At 53.8% G+C, this 3,754-nt stretch carries 4 protein-coding genes; 2 read left to right on the top strand and 2 right to left on the bottom strand.

Going from position 1 to position 3,754, the window contains the following annotated elements; genetic code table 11:
- Positions 1-384 precede the first annotated feature (384 nt).
- On the bottom strand, positions 385-873 hold the full coding sequence (locus GWG54_RS21445) for a hypothetical protein (protein ID WP_167939452.1): 489 nt from the start codon (positions 871-873) through the stop codon (positions 385-387).
- A gap of 17 nt (positions 874-890) precedes the next feature.
- Positions 891-1,442 (bottom strand): hypothetical protein, encoded by a 552-nt coding sequence (locus GWG54_RS20330; protein WP_167939451.1) that lies wholly within the window; start codon positions 1,440-1,442, stop codon positions 891-893.
- Positions 1,443-2,243: 801 nt separating this feature from the next.
- Here GWG54_RS20330 and GWG54_RS20325 point away from each other — a divergent pair.
- Together GWG54_RS20325 and GWG54_RS20320 are read left to right on the top strand one after the other, a co-directional pair.
- Positions 2,244-2,849, top strand: coding sequence for a GNAT family N-acetyltransferase (locus GWG54_RS20325; protein WP_209438552.1), 606 nt, complete (start codon positions 2,244-2,246; stop codon positions 2,847-2,849).
- 293 nt (positions 2,850-3,142) lie between these two features.
- A complete protein-coding gene (locus GWG54_RS20320) occupies positions 3,143-3,649 on the top strand; it encodes a GNAT family N-acetyltransferase (protein ID WP_167939450.1) in 507 nt (168 codons plus the stop codon).
- Positions 3,650-3,754: the final 105 nt, after the last annotated feature.

Here is a 3,754-nt window from a genome sequence, read left to right as displayed (position 1 = left end):
CATTCCTCTCGAATAGAAGTCTCGATAAGCCGCCGCTGTCGCGTGGTTTCTCGCTTAGCTAAAGACGGATGGGCCAGCAGTTTTTGCGACTGCCTTGTGAGAGGAATACGTATGTCACGCACCACCGCAGTTCGGCGGTGGTTAGTTGACGGCAATCATGTTGTCTATGAGTGTCGAGATTGCGGGATAATGCTTGAACCGACCGACTGGAAGTGTCCTTCCTGTGGGTCGATGGAAATCGCGGAGTACGACGAGTCAATTCTCCAGTGATTGCTCGCTCGTATTCCAGAAGGCCAATGGGCGAGGACTGGCTAACGGAGTGACGCACTTCCTCCCGCGCCTAAAGTCGCGGATATCTGCGCTGTGGTATCTATGACTCACTGTTTAGCTCGGCCAAGTAGGAAGCGAGGGCGTCCCATTCTCCCATCGGATCGCCTCTACCGCTGTTGTGAACTGCTGTAGTCGGTCATCGAGGACGGTGAGTGGATGCGCATCGAGAAACGTCGCGCGATGCCGATCAATAGGCATATCTTCGTAATTGAGTTGGATGTGGCAAGGCCCGAGATCTGGATGATCAGCGTCCTGATGGAAGCCAAGCATCAGGTTCCGCCCTGGTTCGACCCAGTTGATGCGATAATATTCGTGGTCAACGCCGGCGGGGTACCAGAAGCGAATCTCTAGTCGTGCAGTCTCCGCGTTGTAGGAGTTCTTCAGAAACGTGGTCGGATCAACATCCGCGATGACGTACCGCGGTCGTCGTTGAGACGGGCGATACCGCACGTTCTCACACCCAGCCTGCCTCATCAACCGATCGTGAATATCGCGAAGAAGGGTTCGCTGTGTATAGCGGTCGCGGCCGGCAAGAAAGATCATTCTGTGTGAGGAGTGGATTAGCTCGTGGCGCGGTCGGCCACGTCGGTCATCTGTTCGCGAGCGGCTTCAACGTCGGAGTAGAGTTCCAGTGCGTGCTTGATGAGTCGGCGATCCTCCTCGTTCTCGCGCCAGAACGCGATGACGTCGCGGCGTTCGCGGAGCTCGGCACTTCCAAGGTCACCGTCGGCGAGCGACTGTTCAAGATCTTCCCACGTCTCGACATCGTAGGTCGCCTGCCACTCCTCGATTTCCTTGGTGATCGCGGCCAATTCGTTACGAAGCTCCTCGCGCGTATTCTCCTCGATGAGCGTACGGATTTCCTCGAAGAGCAGTTGCGTATAATCCGGCTGATAGAGCGTCGTCTCACCAGCCTCGACGCGGCGCAGCTGTCCCTGCTCAACGAGATCCTGGAGTTCCTCATTGGTCGTACTCCAGGCGGCGTCCGCCTGCTCACTGATCCAGTTGATCGAACGGGGTTCGCGAAGCGTCTCGGCAACGGCCCGAATGCGTTCGCGGGCGCTCATCGACTCGGACCATGACTGAACCCCATTGCGCGGAGACTCGGACATACCGAACACCTCTACCAGCAATGTTCACGCTCTGCTCTCATATATGTTTGCACCCTCTTGTATAGTCAAGAGGCAGTCGTGAGCGTAGGCATCCAGACGTTGAAATGCGATATCGATAGAAACTACGAGCTAACCGATGCACAACCGATATTCTGATCGTAAGGAACTGCCACCGATCGGAGAGGCGTCCCACGTTTCGGACGCGAAATTCAACGGAGCCAGGCGCCTTTATCTCGCTCGTAGCTGATCTCTTACTGCCGTGAGAAGAGCGTACGGAGATCCTCTAGATTGAAGAGTGTCCAATTCTTGCTGAGATCATTTTCGAGTCTATCGACAAAACCGCTCTTTGAGAAGAGCGAAAACTGTTCGTCTCGGTTAGGTGACCCCCATCGAATGTTTTCAGTCTTCGACCGAAGGTCGTCTACGAGTGCGCAGTAGTTGAGACTGCGTACTCCAATGCATATAGATTGGCATCCTCTTCGCTACTTCGTTTCAGCGAACCTTCACTGGAAAAGCCAATACAGAGAGAATACAGATGTACCTTTTTCTCGTCGGGTTCGCTCGCAGGGCTCGCTCACCACTCCTCAAAAATCTACGCTAAAAAGCCACCTCCGCGGGCTTCGCCCGCTTCGGCGGGGAACCGCTCGCTTCGCTCGCGGATGCTGGCCGTGATATCTGCTTCACCTGTATGTAGCGGCTATTACTCTTGAGTACTGTTGCGCTCGTAGACGAACACGCGTTACGTAGAGCTGCGTACCACTCACCGTTGGTCTTATACACTTCTTTTAGGTAGTCGTCGGTATGTTGTTCCCGGAGGAGATTGAGACAGAACGTCTTCGTTTGCGACAGCTCTGTCATGAGACAGTTGATGTCTTTGAATACTATAAATTGTGTTCTCACCACGAGCCAGCAATTGAGGAAGTAACAGAGTACCTCCCGTGGGACCCTCATGAGACTGTGAAGGAAACTGCTGACTACATCTCTAAACTCGAATCCAGGTTGGAAGACAGAACACGGGCAGAGTATGTCATTCGTCCAAAGAAGGGTGAACCAGGGGCTAGCGAAATTGTGGGGTCGGGAGGACTCGTCATCGACTGGGAAACCCAAATCGGGAAACCTGCAATTTGGCTTCGCAAGCAGTTCTGGGGCAACGGATACTCCGGCGAACGAGCGGATGTGATGCTCGAACTGGCCTTCGAGCGTCTCGACCTTGAGCTCGTCGTGGTTCCCGTACAGGACGGCAACGACAGGTCACGAGCGGCGGTGGAGAAGTACATTTCCACGTACGGCGGTCAGTACGACGGCATCATCCGCAACTCGACAGTTCGACCTGACGGGACAATAATTGACCACCACCGGTACACAGTTACACAAAACCAGTATCGAAAGTCAACACTCGAAACGTAGGTCGTCTGTAGAGAGTATTATAGAAGTCTACCCATAGTGTTGATCACAACCACCTCTACGGTGAATCATCTGATAAGTAGGTATGCGAACCTAACGCGCTCACTTCCATCAGATAATAGAGGTACTGAGAGAGTCGTACTGAATACACAGCGCGAATCTCGCACGACGACCGGGAAGGATTGACGTCGTCGTGGCAGTTCGGTAACAGTCGTAACTATTAATCACTATACGCGCGCTGAATGTGTATGCACATTCGTCGCGTCAGAGCTGCGGACGGCCCGATTCGTCGGTACATGGAAGAACTCTGGCTGCCGTACAGGCGGGAATTGGGCGAGGTGGTCGAGTCACAGGGACTCTCTTCGGAGTTCGATATCGAGACAGAAATTGAGTGGCATATCGACCGCTTCGAGACGGCCGACAGCCGTCTCTGGGTTGCACTTGACGACGTCGACGACTCGACAACGCCGCTCGAGGAAATCGATGCGATCTTTGCAGGCTTTATCAGTGTAGATCTAGAGACTGCACCGTCTGCGTTTGACTGGCCCGACAGGCTCGTCATTGGTGATTTCTATGTCAGGGAGTTGTATCGTGGAGCGGGGCTGGCCGATCAACTGGTCGCACGTGCCGTGCAGTCCGCTCGCGAAGACGATATTTCTCAACGTGGGAACTCCGGGACTTCCGGTTACGGGAGACAACTCCAGCAAGCTTACGCGCGTATCCACGGCCTCAAGGCCGTGGCATTGCGCTGTGCCCCCTATAATCCAGTAAATCAGTGGGTGGCCAGCTTTCCAACTTTGTAGCGACTTCAAATAGTTGGTCTATTTCCCATATGGTAGAGTATGACGGTGGTATAATCTCAAACAACGAAGTTCTTCCAGTATTTAGCAACAAGTAATATTCAGCCG

The organism is Natronococcus sp. JC468 (assembly GCF_012163165.1).
GTDB lineage: Archaea > Halobacteriota > Halobacteria > Halobacteriales > Natrialbaceae > Natronococcus > Natronococcus jeotgali.
Note: the sequence above shows the minus strand (reverse complement) of the source record. Positions and strands in the feature narration are given on the sequence as shown.